The sequence below is a fragment of the Hydrogenophaga sp. genome, assembly GCF_030656115.1.
GTDB lineage: Bacteria > Pseudomonadota > Gammaproteobacteria > Burkholderiales > Burkholderiaceae_C > Hydrogenophaga.
This window is the reverse complement of record NZ_JAUSOO010000133.1, coordinates 22805-38982: the sequence shown is the minus strand read 5'-3', so window position 1 is coordinate 38982 and position 16178 is coordinate 22805. Positions and strand designations below refer to the sequence as shown.

16 protein-coding genes, 1 tRNA gene and 1 pseudogene are annotated in these 16178 nt (G+C 59.4%); 5 read left to right on the top strand and 13 right to left on the bottom strand.

The features are described 5' to 3' along the window. Positions 1 to 8: 8 nt before the first annotated feature. The 6 genes from rmuC to Q7J58_RS17230 form a co-directional block, all read right to left on the bottom strand. Positions 9 to 1529, bottom strand: a complete 1521-nt coding sequence (gene rmuC, locus Q7J58_RS17255) for a DNA recombination protein RmuC (protein ID WP_304830674.1) — start codon at positions 1527 to 1529, stop codon at positions 9 to 11. Then, the gene (locus tag Q7J58_RS17250) at positions 1526 to 2524 is read right to left on the bottom strand and encodes a D-glycerate dehydrogenase (protein ID WP_304830673.1); all 999 of its coding nucleotides are present in this window, start codon (positions 2522 to 2524) and stop codon (positions 1526 to 1528) included. The genes rmuC and Q7J58_RS17250 overlap by 4 nt, the downstream gene beginning before the upstream one ends. Positions 2525 to 2726: 202 nt before the next feature. Then, complete coding sequence (locus tag Q7J58_RS17245) at positions 2727 to 3074, bottom strand: FKBP-type peptidyl-prolyl cis-trans isomerase (protein ID WP_304830671.1); 348 nt, start codon at positions 3072 to 3074, stop codon at positions 2727 to 2729. A 39-nt stretch (positions 3075 to 3113) separates the two neighbouring features. Continuing rightward, the gene (locus Q7J58_RS17240; RefSeq protein ID WP_304830669.1) at positions 3114 to 3839 is read right to left on the bottom strand and encodes a nitroreductase; all 726 of its coding nucleotides are present in this window, start codon (positions 3837 to 3839) and stop codon (positions 3114 to 3116) included. After that, entirely contained in the window at positions 3836 to 4285 is a 450-nt protein-coding gene (locus Q7J58_RS17235) for a thioesterase family protein (RefSeq protein ID WP_304830667.1), read from the bottom strand. The genes Q7J58_RS17240 and Q7J58_RS17235 overlap by 4 nt, the downstream gene beginning before the upstream one ends. Further along, positions 4282 to 5280 (bottom strand): histone deacetylase, encoded by a 999-nt coding sequence (locus Q7J58_RS17230; RefSeq protein ID WP_304830665.1) that lies wholly within the window; start codon positions 5278 to 5280, stop codon positions 4282 to 4284. The genes Q7J58_RS17235 and Q7J58_RS17230 overlap by 4 nt, the downstream gene beginning before the upstream one ends. Positions 5281 to 5535: 255 nt before the next feature. Between Q7J58_RS17230 and phaP the strand changes: the two genes are divergently transcribed. Then, positions 5536 to 6078 (top strand): TIGR01841 family phasin, encoded by a 543-nt coding sequence (phaP, locus tag Q7J58_RS17225; RefSeq protein ID WP_304830664.1) that lies wholly within the window; start codon positions 5536 to 5538, stop codon positions 6076 to 6078. A 371-nt stretch (positions 6079 to 6449) separates the two neighbouring features. On the opposite strand, the gene Q7J58_RS17220 is transcribed toward phaP, so the two are convergent. Next, positions 6450 to 6731 (bottom strand): hypothetical protein, encoded by a 282-nt coding sequence (locus Q7J58_RS17220; RefSeq protein WP_304830662.1) that lies wholly within the window; start codon positions 6729 to 6731, stop codon positions 6450 to 6452. A gap of 225 nt (positions 6732 to 6956) precedes the next feature. Between Q7J58_RS17220 and Q7J58_RS17215 the strand changes: the two genes are divergently transcribed. Both Q7J58_RS17215 and Q7J58_RS17210 read left to right on the top strand, forming a co-directional pair. Continuing rightward, a complete protein-coding gene (locus Q7J58_RS17215; RefSeq protein ID WP_304830660.1) occupies positions 6957 to 7430 on the top strand; it encodes a MerR family transcriptional regulator in 474 nt (157 codons plus the stop codon). Between the two features lie 36 nt (positions 7431 to 7466). Beyond that, positions 7467 to 7543, top strand: a tRNA-Pro gene (locus Q7J58_RS17210). Between the two features lie 102 nt (positions 7544 to 7645). Here Q7J58_RS17210 and Q7J58_RS17205 read toward each other — a convergent pair. Next, a pseudogene (locus tag Q7J58_RS17205) lies at positions 7646 to 8009 on the bottom strand (transposase); the annotation flags it as partial. 350 nt (positions 8010 to 8359) lie between these two features. Between Q7J58_RS17205 and Q7J58_RS17200 the strand changes: the two are divergent. Then, complete coding sequence (locus Q7J58_RS17200) at positions 8360 to 8701, top strand: IS4 family transposase (RefSeq protein WP_304830658.1); 342 nt, start codon at positions 8360 to 8362, stop codon at positions 8699 to 8701. Between the two features lie 214 nt (positions 8702 to 8915). Here the strand turns inward: Q7J58_RS17200 and Q7J58_RS17195 are convergent, their stop codons facing one another. Further along, on the bottom strand, positions 8916 to 9923 hold the full coding sequence (locus Q7J58_RS17195; RefSeq protein ID WP_304830656.1) for a D-2-hydroxyacid dehydrogenase family protein: 1008 nt from the start codon (positions 9921 to 9923) through the stop codon (positions 8916 to 8918). Between the two features lie 654 nt (positions 9924 to 10577). Between Q7J58_RS17195 and Q7J58_RS17190 the strand changes: the two genes are divergently transcribed. Further along, the gene (locus Q7J58_RS17190) at positions 10578 to 11168 is read left to right on the top strand and encodes a hypothetical protein (RefSeq protein WP_304830654.1); all 591 of its coding nucleotides are present in this window, start codon (positions 10578 to 10580) and stop codon (positions 11166 to 11168) included. 211 nt (positions 11169 to 11379) lie between these two features. Here the strand turns inward: Q7J58_RS17190 and Q7J58_RS17185 are convergent, their stop codons facing one another. The 4 genes from Q7J58_RS17185 to Q7J58_RS17170 form a co-directional block, all read right to left on the bottom strand. Next, on the bottom strand, positions 11380 to 11862 hold the full coding sequence (locus Q7J58_RS17185) for a histidine phosphatase family protein (protein ID WP_304830652.1): 483 nt from the start codon (positions 11860 to 11862) through the stop codon (positions 11380 to 11382). Between the two features lie 18 nt (positions 11863 to 11880). Further along, positions 11881 to 13959, bottom strand: a complete 2079-nt coding sequence (ppk1, locus tag Q7J58_RS17180; RefSeq protein WP_304830650.1) for a polyphosphate kinase 1 — start codon at positions 13957 to 13959, stop codon at positions 11881 to 11883. A gap of 69 nt (positions 13960 to 14028) precedes the next feature. After that, positions 14029 to 15153 carry a glycosyltransferase family 1 protein gene (locus tag Q7J58_RS17175; protein ID WP_304830648.1) on the bottom strand — a complete coding sequence of 375 codons (1125 nt, stop codon included), beginning with the start codon at positions 15151 to 15153 and terminating at the stop codon, positions 14029 to 14031. A 73-nt stretch (positions 15154 to 15226) separates the two neighbouring features. Next, complete coding sequence (locus Q7J58_RS17170; RefSeq protein WP_304830646.1) at positions 15227 to 16087, bottom strand: GNAT family N-acyltransferase; 861 nt, start codon at positions 16085 to 16087, stop codon at positions 15227 to 15229. Positions 16088 to 16178: the final 91 nt, after the last annotated feature.

The window sequence follows — 16178 nt, the reverse complement described above, 5'->3', positions numbered from 1 at the left end:
CGAGGGATTCACGCTTCGGTAGCGTCAGAAGGGTCGAGCGGCAGCAGCGCGCTGGCCTTGTCTTGCGGCAGTGCCTCCACCGCCTTCAGCGCCTTGCCCATGGCGCGGCTGCGGGTTTCGGCACTGTCCAGCGTGTTGAGCACGGTCTGCGTCTGACTCTTCACCTTGGCCAGCACATCGCCAAACTTGCCGAACTCGGTTTTCACCGCGCCCAGCACCTGCCAGACCTCGCTGCTGCGCTTCTCCAGCGCCAGCGTTCGAAAACCCATTTGCAAGGAGTTGAGCATGGCCATGAGCGTGGTGGGCCCGGCCAGCGTGACGCGGTATTCGCGCTGCAGCACCTCCATGAGGCCGGGGCGCCGCAGCACCTCGGCGTAGAGACCTTCGGTGGGTAGGAACAGGATGGCGAAATCGGTGGTGTGCGGCGGCTCCAGGTACTTGTCGGCCATGCTTTTGGCCTCCAGCTTGATGCGCTGTTCCAGCCCGCGCGCCGCCAGCTCGGCGCCCTCGGCGTCGGCGCGCTGCTGCGCGTCGAGCAGCCGCTCGTAATCTTCGTTGGGAAACTTCGCATCGATGGGCAGCCAGCACGGCGCGCCGTCGTCACCGCGCCCGGGCAGTTTGATGGCGAAGTCCACCACGTTGCGGCTGCCGGGCTTGGTGGTGACCTGGGTGGCGTACTGGTCGGGAGCCAACACTTGCTCCAGCAGCGCGGCCAGTTGCGCCTCGCCAAACATGCCGCGCGTTTTCACGTTGGTCAGCAGGTGCTTGAGGTCGCCCACGCCCTGGGCCAGCGTCTGCATTTCGCCCAGGCCTTTGTGCACCTGCTCCAGGCGGTCGGCCACCTGCTTGAAGCTCTCGCCCAGGCGGGCCTGCAGCGTGCTCTGCAGTTTTTCGTCCACCGTGGCGCGCATTTCGTCCAGCTTGGCTGCGTTGCTCTGCTGCAGCTGGGCCAACTGACCGTCAAGCGTGGTGCGAATTTCGGCCAGGCGGCGGGCGTTGCCCTCGCTCATGTCCTGCAGCTGGCGGGTGAGCGTGTCACCCAGCGTGCCGCGCAGCTGCACCAGTTGCTGGGCAAAGGCGTCGATCTGGGCATTTTGCGTGCGCGTGGCTTCGGCGGCCTGGCTGTTCATGGCCAGGCCCAGGGCCTGGAGTTGCGCCGTGAGTGTGTCGCCCAGCGTGCCACGCAGCTGCAGCAGCTGCTGGGCAAAGGCATCGAGCTGCGTGTTCTGCGTGCGGGTGGCTTCGGCGTCTTGCCGGGTCAGCGTGTCCTGAAACGTGGCCAGCGTCTGCTGGATTTCTTGGCGCCCGCCGCGGGCGTTATCGGCAATCTCGCGGCGCAGCTCGCTCTCGACCCGCTCCACGCGCTGGCCCATCTGCAGGCTTTGCTGTTGCAGCAAACCCAGCAGCTGTTGGCGGTGTGCCACTTCGTCGGTATCCACGGGGTGGCGGCGCAGCAGCAACCACACGCCCAGCAACAGGTTGAGCAACACCAGCACCAGCAGTGCCCACACCAGCCCATCGTTTGTCATGCGTTCAACACCTTCGGGAGCACTTCGGGGTTCAGGGGGGTCAGGGGTTGGCCTTGGGTCAAAAAGGCAATCACGTTGTCGGCCGCCAGATTGGCCATCGCTTTGCGGGTGGTGATGGTGGCGCTGGCAATGTGCGGCGTGAGCACCACGTTGGGCACCGTCAGCAGGTCGGGATGCACCTGAGGCTCACCTTCAAACACGTCGAGTCCGGCCGCCGCAATGCGCCGCTCGCGCAGCGCCACAGCCAGCGCCGCGTCGTCCACAATGCCGCCGCGTGCGATGTTGATCAGCGTGGCCGTGGGTTTCATCTGCGCCAACTCAGCAGCACCGATGGCGTGGTGCGACTCGGCGCTGTAGGGCAGCACCAGCACCAGGTGGTCGGCCTGCTTCAGCAGTTCGGCCTTGCTCACGTAACGTGCTTGGCACGCGGCCTCGCTGGCGGCATCGAGCCGGGAGCGGTTGTGGTAAATCACCTGCATACCAAAGCCGTGCGCGCCGCGCCGGGCAATGCCCTGCCCGATGCGGCCCATGCCCAGAATGCCCAGCGTGCTGCCGTGCACCTCGGCGCCAGCAAACATGTCCAGCGCCCACTTGCTCCACAAGCCAGCGCGCAAAAAATGCTCGCTCTCCGTGACACGCCGGGCCGTGGCCATGAGCAAGGCAAAGCCGAAATCGGCGGTGGTCTCGGTCAGCACGTCGGGCGTGTTGGTGGCCAGCACGCCGGCCGCCGTCATAGCGGGCACATCGAAATTGTTATAGCCCACTGCAATATTGGCCACCACCTTGAGCTGCGGGCATGCCGCCAGCAATTCCGCGCCAATGCGTTCGCTGCCCGTGGTGAGCACAGCCACCTTGCCCTGCAGCCGCTCGGCCAGTTGCTGGGGCGTGAACGGCGCGTCGGTGTGATTGGTTTCCACGTCGAAGTGTTCGCGCAGGCGCTCAATCACTTCAGGGAAGATGGCGCGGGCCACCAGAATGGAGGGGCGTTGGGTCACGTGGCGTGCTCCGGTAAAACTGTTTCATCGGCCAGACTGCAAATGGTTCACCCCAAGAAAAACCGCAAGGCGGCTCTTGGATCCTCAAGCAACACCACACGGAGCGCGTGCCCCAGCCCAGCAACCACCGTGGAACCGGCTTTACCGGGCCACAGGTGGTGTCCCCCTGGGGGGAAGCCGCACAGCGGCGCAGGGGGGCTGCTTATACAGCCAACAGGTCCACTTCAAACAGCAGCGTCGCGTTGGGCGGAATCACGCCGCCCGCGCCGCGTGCACCGTAGCCCAGCGCGGCCGGGATCACCAGGCGGCGTGTGCCACCCACGGCCATGCCCTGCACACCTTCGTCCCAGCCTTTGATGACCTGGCCACCACCGAGGTGGAATTCAAACGGCTGACCGCGGTCTTTGCTCGAATCGAACTTGGCGCCCTGGGTGCCGTTGTTGAACAGCCAGCCGGTGTAGTGCACCTGCACGGGGCCGCCGGCCTGGGCAATCTCGCCGCTGCCGACCACGGTGTCTTCGTATTGCAGGCCGCTGGGGGTGGTGATCATGAAGGTTTCCTTGAATTGAAAATGGTTGAGAGGCGTGGATTATTCCAGCCAATGGGTGAAGCTGGCCACGGTCTCGCGCGGTGTGTGAAAACCGTTGACTGGATCGGCTGGATCGGCATAACCCAGCGCCATGCCGCAGACCAGCATCTCGCTCTCGCCCGCGCCAATGTGCGGCAGGATGATTTTGGCAAAGCCGTTCCAAGCCGCTTGCGGGCAGGTGTGCAAACCATGGCCGCGCGCAGCCACCATGATGTTTTGCAGAAACATGCCGTAGTCCACCAGAGAACCCCGGCCCATCACGCGGTCCAGCGTGAACATGAGGCCCACCGGCGCGTCAAAAAAACGGTAGTTGCGCTGGTGCTGCGCATGCATCTTGTCCTTGTCGCCTTTGGTGATGCCCAGCAGGCCGTAGAGGCTCCAGCCGTTTTCACGCCGGCGGTCAATGTAGGGGCTGACCCACTTTTCGGGGTAGTAGTCGTATTCCTCGCGGTACTGCACGGCCAGCGAGGGTTCGGCGCGCATGGCGTCGTGGGCAGCGCACACCTGGTCCACCAGTGTGTCGCGGCTGGCGCCCTGCAGCACATACACCTTCCAGGGCTGGGTGTTGGTGCCCGACGGTGCGCGGCTGGCCACTTGCAAGATGTGCTCCAGCGTGGCGCGCGGCACGGGCTGCGGCAAAAAGGCACGCGCCGACATGCGACTGGTGATGGCCGCGTCCACGCTGGCGGCGTCGATCACGGGTGTCGCAACGGGATTTTGGGTCATCGCAAAGTCTCCAGGGTTTGTTTCAGGGGTTCGGGCAGCGGCACCGGGCGGCGCGTTTCGCGGTCCACATACACATGCACAAAATGGCCGCAGGCGGCGGCGGTGTCGCTGTCTTCGGCAAACAGGCCCACCTCGTAACGCACACTGGACGTTCCCAGGTGCGCCACGCGCAGGCCGGCGTGCACGGTTTGCGGAAAAGCCAGCGGAGCAAAGTAATTGCACTGGGTCTCGATCACCAGCCCGATCACCGGGCCAGCGTGGATGTCCAGCGCGCCCTGCTCGATCAGGTGGGCGTTGACCGCCGTGTCAAACCAGCTGTAGTACACCACGTTGTTCACGTGGCCGTAGACGTCGTTGTCGGCCCAGCGGGTGCCGATGCTGCGGAACACACGGTAGTGGCTGCGCGGGTGGGCTTGCGGGCGGGCGGTGGGTGCGGCGTGGCTCATGGCGCGGCATTGTGCCAGTGCGCGACGGGTGGCGCTGTCGCCTCGGTCGGCGGCTTTGTGGGCTGCAGCGCCTGCCAGCGCTGGTGGTAGGCCAGTGCGGTGCGGTAGGTGTGCATCTGCACCTGCACGGTGGTCTCCATGTCGTGGCCGTAGCCGCCGGCCATGGTGAAGGCCAGAGGCACCCGGCGCTGCCAGGCCCAGTCCATCACGCGTCGGTCGCGCGCCTCCATGCCGTCGTAGCTCAGCTTCAGCCGCCCCAGGCGGTCGCCCTCGTGGGAGTCGGCGCCAGCCAGGTAAATCACCAGCCCCGGCTCGAAGCGCTGGGTCAGCTCGTCCAGCGCCCGCTCCAGCGCCTCCATGTATGTCGCATCATCGCAGCCGTCGGGCAACTCCACGTCCAGGTCGCTGGGCTCTTTGCGAAACGGAAAATTTTTGGCGCCGTGCAGCGACAGCGTGAACACCGACGGATCGTTGGCAAAAATGCGGGCCGTGCCGTTGCCTTGGTGCACGTCCAGATCCACGATGGCCACCCGCAACGGCCCACGTGCCCGGTGGCTGCGTGCGTGTTCCGCCTGCATGAGCCGGGCGGCCACGGCAGCGTCGTTGAACACACAGAAACCACTGCCCTTGTCGGCGTAGGCGTGGTGGGTGCCACCGGCCAGGTTCGCCGCCAGGCCCGCGCCGCCCATGGCGCTGCGGCAAGCCTGCAGCGTGGCCCCCACCGACCGGCGCGCTCGCTCGGCCATGGCCGGGCTCCAGGGAAACCCGATCTCTCGCTGGACAGCGGCACTCAGCGACCCCTGCGCCACCGCCGCGATGTAGTCGGGCGTGTGCACCAGGGCCAGCTCACCATCGCTCGCGGCCATCGCCTCGTGCATCTGCACTTGGGGCAACTCAGAACTCAGACGCTCGCGCAGGCGGGCGTACTTGGCCATGGGAAATCGGTGCCCGTCAGGCAGCGGAAGCACAAAATGGTCGGCGTAGAAAGCGTGCACGAACTGGAAAACTGGAGAGAAAGGAGTTTTCGATTGTGTCAACCCTTTGAAACCGGGTTGGCAAGACCCGGTTTTAGAAGCCACGGCCTAAAATGCTGCAGCGCAACAAAAAATGCTTGCACAGTCTGGGGTTATCCCTATAATTGGGTCTCATGTTGCAGCGCAGCAAAGCGAACAATAACAAAAGCGTACAGACAGCGCGAAGTTCCCAGCAGCCTTCAACTAAACCTTAGTTCAAAGTTTAGGAGTATGAATATGTTGACCGCAGAACAAATCGTTGCAGCCCAAAAAGCCAACATCGAGACCATTTTTGGCCTGACCCAAAAAGCATTCGAAGGCGTGGAAAAACTGGTCGAACTCAACGTGCAAGCAACCAAAGCTGCCCTGTCCGAGTCCGCCAACAGCACCCAGGCCATGCTGAGCGTGAAAGACGCACAGGAACTGCTGACGCTGCAAGCCAGCCTGATGCAGCCTCTGGCCGAGAAGGCCGTGGCTTACAGCCGCCACCTGTACGACATCGCTTCGGGCACCAGCGCCGAATTCGGCAAAGCTGCTGAAGCCCAGGCCACCGACGCACAGAAGAAATTCATGTCGGTTGTGGACAACGCTTCCAAGAACGCACCTGCCGGTTCCGAAACCGCCGTGGCCGTGATGAAGAGCGCCGTGTCTGCTGCCAACAACGCCATGGAATCGGTTCAAAAGGCTGTCAAGCAAGCCACCGAAATGGCCGAAGCCAACTTCAACACCGTGACCTCTTCCGCTGTGAACGCATCGAAGACGGTTGCCAAGAAGCGCTGAATTGAGTGGCCATTGTGTGGTTGATCCAGCCACTTGACTTCGGTCAATGCGTTGATACTGGTTCTACTGCACGATGCGCTTGACCTCAAAAGGCGGCGCTTGAACATCAAGACTGTTTTTTCTGGTTGTCTCCTCGGGTCCTTTTCGAAATTCGATTTCATCGGACCCCTTAAGCCCTCGCTGCAAAGCGGGGGCTTTTTTTTGGTCCGCAGCCCAGCATGGTGTGACCTTGCCCAAAAAAGTGGCCGCCTCAAGGTAAACAGCCCCAGAAATCGTGGAGGTTGGTTGATTGGTTTAACTGACCTGGAGGGATTGGGCGGCGAGGCTTCTGCCTGGGAGGGACGGAACCCCCAAGGATTTGTGGATGCATGTCAAGGATGTGCCCAGACCTGGCGAACCCAAAACCACCATGTCTTCATGGCCGTCGTTGCCACCTGCAAGCCCGAATGCCTCAGCGTCAAAGCCACGCACAACACCTTTGCCCAGCGAATCAAACCGCTCATCAATGGCACCAGTACCAACCTCCAACTTACAGAGAGATTCAGACCACCTCTGCGTAAGATCAGATCACAGCTTTCATCTGCCTGCGCTTGGCTTTGTGGCGCCTCTTCCCAGAACAACGCGCTCTGTCCAGTCAAACGCAGGATGCTCATGGACAGCGCCGCCTACGCACAGACCAGGAAGTTGGTGTCAAATTTGCTGCGGGGCCAACACCCCAAGTCCATGCCACTCTTGAACTCTGCATGAAACTGTTCGTGGATAGCGTACTCTCGGACAGCGCCATGCTCTCATCGGTCAGGCACCACAGGGCCGCATCCGCTCAGCGTTTGCTGTGTTAGAGTTAATTCCAAGTTTTGAGCTATACAGCTTTGATTTATATGGAAAAAAAACTCCCAGCCATCCCGGCCAAACGCTACTTCACCATTGGTGAGGTTGGTGAGTTATGTGGAGTTAAGCCGCACGTACTTCGCTATTGGGAGCAGGAATTTACTCAACTGCGTCCGATGAAGCGGCGTGGTAATCGTCGCTATTACCAGCACCACGAAGTGCTCATGATTCGGCGTATCCGCGAACTCCTGTATGACCAAGGGTTCACGATCAGTGGTGCACGCAACAAGCTGCAAGAGATCGTTCAAACCGAACGTGACAGGTTTCGTCACGGGGCTTATCAAGCAATGGATGTCACTGAGCTGGCAGCAGACATGGATGCACAAGTACTGTTCGATGAAAACTTTGAAGCAGTCCCGACCGAACGTTCGTCGGACTTGGTTGATCGTGTTCCTCTGACCATGTTGGGAGACATACGGCGTGAACTGGTAGAAATTCGCGAGCTTCTTCTGGTGCGAGTCTGAAATCTGTCGATTCCCAGTCTATAATATGAGTCTTGTCGGCGTGTAGCGCAGCCTGGTAGCGCACTTGCATGGGGTGCAAGGGGTCGCGAGTTCGAATCCCGCCACGCCGACCAATAAAATCAACGGATTAGCTCAGCACTGAGCTAATCCGTTTTTCTTTGTGGCATCCGTAGGATAGACGTTACCGCTAAAGCCGTGAAGACCTAAAAGCATGTTCACGCTCTCCTGAGCCGCACACTCAGGAAAGCCAAGTGGATGAACTGCAGACGGACATTGATCTTCGCTCGCAGCTCTTCCACAACCGCCGGCTCTTCTCCTGCCTGGCAAAGCTGCGTTCGACCACCCACCGCCAGGGGATCACCGCAAACCTGTGCAGTTCGCTGCGCTTGGCCATTTGCACTATGACTTGATCACCCAAGATCTCCCGCACACCCAGCGCAAAGGGCTTGCCCACATAGCCACTGTCGGCCAGCAGGCTTTTGACTTGCCCCAGACGGATCTCCCGTGGCTTATCGCCGGCAAGACCCCTTTGATAGCTCCCTCGGTGGCGGTCCCCGCAATCGCATGTGGCAGGATTTGGCAACGTACGCGTGCACCGCGCAGAACACCTCAAACAAATCCACTGTGGTGGGCTTCGTGCAGCCGCCGTCCGCTATGCAGCAAAGGCAAAATTCCCTCGAACTTCTCTCGGCTGATATCACTGTCGTATTGCTTCCTCATCTTGGTATTTTCAGGCCACTCAGATAGATCGTGAACGGGCTCTAAAGAGCATCTCTTTCAAGGTCTTTGTGGGGAATTGCCACTTGAGAAGTAGAAACATGGAATGCCGCTCATGCCAGAAGAACTCCTTGCCCGATTCGAAAAACATGCACCGGTGAGAGCGCGATGGCACGCGTGGCGCTGGAGTGGGCAATAGAGCCGGGTTGCAGGTGGAAAAACTCCAGCTCAGTGACATCAAAAAGCTGCAGACGGCGCTGACTCTACACATGGTCATTGCCTGGCGCATCAACCGCCTCATGCGCCTGGGGCGCACCTTGCCGGACTTACCGACGGACCTGCTGTTTGAGGCCGATGAATGGCGTGCGCCCTTCATCCGGAACAAGAAAGCGGTGCCCAAGACGGTGCTGACAGCCAACACGGTGATCCTGTTGATTGCCCAGCTGGGAGAGCTTTCTGGGCAGAAAGAGCGATGGCTCGCCGGGGGCCAAAACACTCTGACTGGGCATGAGGGATATTGCCGTCTTTGTTCAGGGCGCCCGATTCGCCCGTGAGTTCGGGATGATGGGGTGATTTGTTTATAACGAGATGACTTCAACTGCCGGAAATAGGTTGACCCTGTCATAAAGCCGCCGCCAGCGACACCGGCCGATGGACTGCCTTCTGTGCCGCAGCATGCAAGCTCGGGCGCAGCCCCAGCGACACCAACTCCACTACCGTGGAGAAAGCGACTCATGCAGCCAATGCATTCTTTGCAGGTCCTCGGCGTCAGCGTCGAACCTGCAAGGCACCAGGGTTCACGATGCTGGTTGGCGTACCTTTAATATAGTTAACGATGTTGTCAAAGGCAGCAGCAAAGTAGGTTTCGTAGTTGTCCTGCTCGACATAACCAATGTGCGGTGTACAAATGCAGTTTTCGAGCCTGAGTAGCGCATGCCCTTGAAGAATCGGCTCAGATTCGAAGACATCTACAGCGGCCATTCCGGGACGGCCTCGGTTTAGACCAGCCAGCAAGGCTTCTGGCGCAATGAGTTCAGCACGAGATGTGTTGACCAGCAGAGACGTGGGCTTCATGCGCGAAAGGTCTTCCAGCGTGACGCACCCGGTATTGCCTGTTCCCAAGCGAAGGTGTAGCGAGAGCACGTCGGAGGCTTCGAAAAAATATTCTTTGTTGACCGCTACTTCGTAACCATCGGCGTGTGCGAGTGCTCTCGAGTTTTCACCACCCCAGACGATGACTCGCATACCAAACGCTCGTCCATAGCTTGCCACCAAAGAGCCAATGCGGCCATAGCTCCAGATACCCAGCGTCTTTCCCCTGAGCGCCATGCCCAGACCAAAATTAACAGGCATGGACGATGCTTTGAGACCTGACTGCTGCCAGGCACCATGTTTCAGGTTGGCCGCGTATTGTGGGATGCGGCGCATAGAAGCCATGATCAATGCCCATGTCAACTCTGCGGTGGACACGGGCGAGCCAACCCCCTCCGCGACGGCGATGCCCCGTTCGGTGCAGGCGGTCACATCCAAGTGAGTACCGACGCGTCCGGTTTGCGCAATCAGTTTCAGATGGGGCAGTTTCTCGACAAGTTGTCTCGTGACCTGCGTTCGTTCTCGTATCAGCACCAGGATATTTGCATCTCGCAGGCGCACCGAGAGTTGTCCGACACCTTTAACCGTATTGGTAAAGACTTTTGTCGGATACGGCTCTAACTTATCGGCGCAGCGTAGCTTGCGCACGGCGTCCTGATAGTCATCAAGGATCACTATATTCATAGACTCTATTGTGCCCCCTGCGTGTCAATACGACCTGCGACAACCCTCTCGTTCTGCACAAATCCGACCTTGGCCCTAAATTCCGCACCCCATAACTGAGCTCGTCAACTGGCTGGCGTGGGCGGAGAAGCAGCCTTTCAAGGTGTTGCTGCCCGCGAGGCTGTTTGATCAGGCGGGTAGTGCCGAGTTCAAGACCAATACCAAGGCTGTGACTCAGGAGCAGGGCTTGCTCGGTGCCAAAACCCGGCGTTCCCTGACCTGGGCGATGCCGCATGCAAACCACGTGTGCCTTGCAGCACACACCTCAAAGCGGCAAGAGTCTGGCGAATGAAGACGGCACTGCGCCAAATCTACGAAGCCGCAGTACAGGCAACCTCACCTGAGGAGGCCCAGGCGGGGCTCAAGAAGTGGATCTCGTGGGCGAGCCACTCTCCGCTGGATCCGTTCGAGCACTTGGTCAAAACGCTGTCAAGCCACTGAGATGGTGTACTCGCTGGGATGCTCAAGTCCCACTCGAAACGTCATAGAGCCTTGCACACCAGCAAACATCTCACTGAAATTTTATCTTTTTGACACAACCTGGAGCAACAGTATAAACCGTATAAACGATTTATACTGTTGCTCCAGACCACACATCACTCTATGGAACATCCTATGGCTACCCCCCACAACAAGACACCCATCAAAAAGTCCAAGCTTGTTCGCGACAGCTTTACCATTCCCAAAGCCGAATTCTTGCTCATCGAAGACATGAAAACCCGAGCCATTGCGCTAGGCACATCGGTGAAAAAAAGTGAATTGCTGCGCGCCGGCCTAAAATTGCTTCAAAGCTTGAACGACAACGCCTACAAGACAGCCCTCGCCGCCGTACCCACTCTGAAAACGGGCCGCCCCATCAACGAGGAGCCTGAAGCCCAAGCGTCAAAGCTCACCCGCGAACCCGCTGCCCGCAAAGCGGTGAAAGCCGCCCCAAATATCTCGGTGAAACCTGCGACTCAAGCAGCGGCAAAACCAGTGACCAAGCCAGCTTCAACACAAACGGTAAAAGCGCCAGCCAAACGTTCGCCAGCGACCAAATCGATCATCGCTAAAACGGCTGCCCCAAACGCAGTGGTGGTCAAACCCGCCGCGGCTAGAAAGTCAGTGATCAAGCGCACGCCGGTACCAAAAACAGCGGTTTCGATCGAAGCAATCAAGCCCGCCGTACAGACACCTGTAGCAGAAGAAACACCTTCAAAGGACTGAAGTACCAAAACCACCCCTGCCCTCTGCGGTGATCGCTGCAGAAGAGGGTGGTGGTTTGAGACGCAGCAGGCTCCCCTCGCAGCGCTTACCCACCGTTTTGAGCGATTTGCTGCGCTGCGAACCTTCGCCCGAGTCCAAGCTGCACCGGAGGTTTTCGCCTCGCACGCCCCTGCACGGGGCGCGTTCACTCACGGTGACTTGGTCTGCTCGCCTAAAGCAACTCAGGTGTCTGGACCGTGACCAGCACAGTCTGCACCGCACCGTCGCGCTCACGCTGACGAAACCACCAAACTGCCCCTTTTTTTACCGGGCAGTCAACCTCGCTCAAGCCCAGCAAACGCGAAATCACCTGGCCCAGAGTGGGTTGGTGACCCACCACCACCACTGGCAACTTGCCATGAGGCCACTGAACCAGCTCCAGCAAAGCAAGTGGATCGCCTCCAGGAGCCAAAACTTCACACACTTTGTATTTGCGGCCCAGCGCGAGCGCTGTTTGCTCCGTGCGTTGAGCTGGACTGGTCAGTACGCGGGCTGCTGCCGGCAACTGCCGATCAAGCCAAGCAGCCATTCTTGCGGCTTGCTTTTCACCTCGCGGCGTGAGGCGACGGGCCAAGTCTTTCCCATCGCCCTGGCGGCCCAGCAATGGATCAGGGTGCTCATGAGCTTCGGCATGTCGCCACAGAATCAGATCCATGCATTACCCCGGATGTGCTTAGCCTTTGCTGCCATAGCGCGCCATCAGTGTGGCCTGTGCCGAGTGCATCACAGCCCGAGACTTGCCTGTACCAGTCAGGCCTGCGGGCACATACGATCCGTCAGGCTGAAGCAGCCATGCGTCTTTCGTGTCGTGCAGATAGGTGTTGATGCACTCATCCATGATGCGGTGGCGCAGCGCTGGGTCTGTCACCTGCCAGGCCAACTCCACCCGACGCAGCATGTTGCGGTTCATCCAGTCGGCGCTTGAAAGCCACAACTCCTCTGCCTCATCAACACGGAAATAACACACCCGTGAATGCTCCAGCAAGCGCCCGATCACCGAACGGATCCGCACGTTGTCGGTGACGCCCGGCACTTGTGCCGGCAAGATACAGGCACCGCGCACGATGAGATCAATTTTGACGCCCTGCTGCGAGGCGTGCGCCAGTGCACGCGCCAAGGGCTCGTCGGTAAGCGCGTTCATTTTCAGCACAACACGAGCATCTTTGCCCTCGCGCGCAGCCGCACCCGCCGCCTCCACTTTTTCTAGCATGGACTTGTGAAGATGAAATGGAGCAATCAGCGCTTTGTTGAGTTTGGGCAGCCTGTTCTGGCTGGCCAGGTGCAGAAATATCTGTTCCAGATCTGCGGTGAGGGCATCGTCGGCGGTCAGATAACTAACGTCCGTGTACAGCCGCGCAGTCCCGGGGTTGTAGTTACCCGTTGATATGTGGCCGTAACGGCGTAACCGACCTTCTTCGCGCCGAGTCACCAGCAGCATCTTGGCATGGGTTTTCAGCCCTACCACGCCGTACACCACCTGTGCACCCACAGATTCCAAGCGTTCAGCGTAATTGATGTTGGCCTCTTCATCAAAGCGCGCCTTGAGTTCAACCACTGCCGTCACCTCTTTGCCGCGTCGCACGGCTTCACGCAGCAGATTCATCAACTCGGACTTGGCACCGGTGCGGTAAATAGTTTGCTTGATGGCCAACACATTTGGGTCTTCCACCGCTTCGCGCAGAAAGGCCAACACCGCATCAAAGCTTTCATAGGGCTGGTGAATCAGTACATCACCCTGCTGCAAGCGTTCAAAATACGACTGACCCGGCGTGAGCTGCACCGGCCAACCACCCTGGAAACTTTCAAACCGCAGGGCAGGCGCATCTACCTGGTCAATCAACTGGTTCAGCCGCACCAAGTTCACGGGTCCAGGCACCCGGTACAGCGCTTCAGTGGGCAGCGCAAATTGAGCCTGCAAAAAATTGGCCAAGAATTCGGAGCACCCAGCCGAGACTTCCAGCCGCAAGGCCTCACCGTAGTGGCGCTGCTGCAGCCCTTTGCGCAAGGCGGTGCGCAGATTTTTCACCTCCTCCTCGTCCACCGCCAGATCGGAATGGCGTGTGACGCGGAACTGGGAAAACTCGGTGACCTGGCGCCCCGGAAACAGGTCGGCTAGGTGAGAACGGATCAGACTGGAAATGGAGACAAAGTGTGTCTGCTTGGAGCCTTTGATAGGCGGCATCCGGAAAAAGCGCGGCAAAATACGCGGCACCTTGACGATGGCGATTTCGTTTTCGCGCCCAAAAGCATCTTTACCATTGAGACGCACGATGAAATTGAGCGACTTGTTCGCCACCTGAGGAAACGGGTGCGCAGGATCAAGACCCACCGGCATGAGCAACGGTTGCACTTCGCGAACAAAAAATTCTTTCACCCAACGGCGCTGGCGCGGGTTACGCTCACCGTGCGCCACCAGCTTGATGCCTTTTTTTTCAAGCAAAGGCAACAGTTCGTCGTTGTAGATGGCGTACTGCTGTGCCACCAGCGCATGCACCTTGGTCGACACCCGATCGTGTGATTCAACGGTATACAAGCCACGCTGCTCGTTGGCTTTGCGAGCGGCCAGATGCGGTGCCATGCGCACTTCAAAGAATTCATCGAGGTTGCTGGAGACGATGCTCAGGTAACGAAGGCGTTCCAGCAGTGGCACATCGGCGCGGCGCGCCCAGTCCATAACCCGTTCATTGAAGGCCAGGATACTGTGATCGCGATCCAGAAAATGCAGGCGGTTGTGGTGGCTGTTGGCGCTCATGATTCCTATCGAATAGCGCGGCTGCGGTCCATCCCTCCGACAGGCAGCACCAGCGCGTCTATTTGACGATTATTCAACGGTATGGTGACATTGGTGTGACAGTTTTGCATGTTGTACCGCCCTTCCGGATGCGGTTGCGGTGTCGAAGTTGGGGCGAAAGCGCTGCAGTGTCTGCGCCCGGTGCGGCACTGCAGCCAACAACGAGACAAATCGCTCGGCAGCAGAGCGCCAGCCAAACACCACGGCACGAGCCCTTGCCTGCTCCCGGGGTATCTTGACTGCCGCTGACCAGGCTTCGTGCAGGTCTTCCCTCAGTGCCCCGCCTGCGCTGTTGCCCACCACCTGCAAGGGGCCGTCCACCGGGTACGCAGCCACAGGCAGACCGCTGGCCATGGCCTCTAACATCACCAGGCCAAAAGTTTCACAGCGACTGGGAAACACCAGCACATCGGCTGCAGCGTACACATGGGCCAGTTCGTGTCGGGGCACTACACCCATCCAATGCACGTTGGGATAACGCTCGCGCAACGTGACCTCCAGGGGACCCGAACCGCAGACCACTTTGCTGCCGGGCACATCCATATCCAGAAAGGCTTCAATATTTTTCTCTGCAGCCACCCGCCCGACGCACAAGCTTACCGGCCGGGCCAAGTGCCCCAAAGAAGGGTATTCAGATGCCTCTCGCGCAAAGGCAAACAGGCGCGTGTCCACGCCATGGGTCCATTCGTTCAGATTGTGAAAACCTTTGCCTTGCAACATCTGCAGTACCCCCACAGTAGGCACCATCACCGCACTGCTGGGGCGGTGGAAGCGACGCAACAGCGCGTAACTCCACGATAGGGGAATGCCCAGCGTGGTGCGCAAAATATCGGGAAATTTGGTGTGAAAGGCGGTGGTGAAAGGTAGATGGCCTTGCAGGCAGTGGCGCCTGGCGGCCCAACCCAAAGGACCTTCGGTAGCAATGTGAATGGCATCGGCCTGAGCAATATCCATCATACGGCCGAGTCTGTGGCCCACAAACAAGGCCAGACCGAGGCCAGCCACACCCGGGCAAGGCCACGTGCGGAATTGCCCGGGATGGACCACCACAATTTCATGCCCCTGAGCCTGCAGTTCCCGGACCAACTCCATCAAGGTGGTCACCACACTGTTGGCTTGCGGTTTCCAGGCGTCGGTAATCAACAGAATTTTCATTTTTGTCTCCCTTTCTGGCACTGGTGCGCCCTGCATCCAGCACTTATCAGCGCGGGATGCACAACTGCCCGAATCAGACACCCAAGAAGTGTTTACGGTATCGGATGGGCAAATCCGAAATACGCATGATCATGGGAATGTCGGCGGCGTTGAAGTCTGGGTCCCAAGCGGGTGGGCCCATGACCTTGGCACCCAAGCGCAGGTAGCCCTTGATCAGTGCGGGAGGCTCCACATCCAGCGTACCGTCCAGCCGATCAATGGGCAGGGGCAAACGCGGGCGAACGTGGTAGTCGATGGGTGCAAGGTGGCTGACCTTAAGCTGGCGCCAAATGCTGGCCGCAGCATGACCACCACCCACCATACCGTGCGGGCCTTCGTGCTGCATGGGAATACTGGCGCAGCCGATCATGGTGTCGAGCTGGTTGCGCACCATGAAGGCCGCCAAGGCACCCCACAGCGCCATGATCACGCCACCGTGGCGGTGGTCACGGTGCACGCAGCTGCGACCCAACTCCACCATGCGCTCGCGCACATTGCGCAGACGGGTCAAGTCAAATTCCGTGTCGCTGTAAGTACTGCCCACGCGCTTGGCTTGGACAGGTGTAAGCACACGGTATGTACCAATCACCTGGCGGGTGAGTGCTTCACGAACCAGCAGATGTTCGCAAAAATCGTCAAACAGATCCACATCGTGCCCAGGCAGTACATTGGACAACTTCGCACCCATTTCACCCGCAAACACGCTGTAGCGCAGCTTCTGAGCTTCACGGACTTCATCCTGATGCTGCGCCCAGGAGACCTCGATACCGGACTGAACAGCGGCAGGTGTGACCATCAGGGGTTGGGGCTTGAAGTCAGTGCGCAGGGGCTGGCACAGGCTCCGCAAAGTCGACACGTGCGATAAATCAAGTGTAGGCGTGGGTAATTCTTTCATCGGAAATGCTCCTTTGGTCAATCACCAAGTGATTACAGCCTTTATTGTTGAATGGCTTCCATGACACACTCATGGCAAATGCGCGGCGTTT